The following is a 315-nucleotide window of genomic DNA, read 5'->3' as shown; positions in this document are numbered from 1 at the left end:
CCTGGAAAAAGACCTGGTCACCGCCGCCGGGATGATCCTTACCGCGGAAGAAATGATTAAAACCAACCTCATACAGCGTCGCGGCACCGGCATAAGTGGAGATGTGTCCGCCAACACCAATATCAGACCGCTGCGCCCGGTGCACCATAATCGCCGCATTCCACCGCAACCACGCCCGGTACTTCCGCTCAATCTCCTCATGCCCCGGGAACGCCGGCTCCTGGTCCACCGGGATCGTATTCACATAATCCGTGGTCGTCACCATCGGAACACCCACGCTTTGCGCGCCGGCCCGCTGAAGCAGGCTGCGCATTA

At 60.0% G+C, this 315-nt stretch carries 1 pseudogene; it reads right to left on the bottom strand.

Annotated elements, in window-relative coordinates:
• Positions 1 to 315 (bottom strand): annotated as a pseudogene (locus QK287_RS18450) (pyruvate dehydrogenase (acetyl-transferring), homodimeric type); the annotation flags it as partial.

The sequence above is a fragment of the Arthrobacter sp. AL05 genome, from assembly GCF_029960715.1.
Lineage (GTDB): Bacteria > Actinomycetota > Actinomycetes > Actinomycetales > Micrococcaceae > Arthrobacter.
The sequence above is the reverse complement of the archived record's forward strand: the minus strand, read 5'-3'. Positions and strand labels throughout refer to the sequence as shown.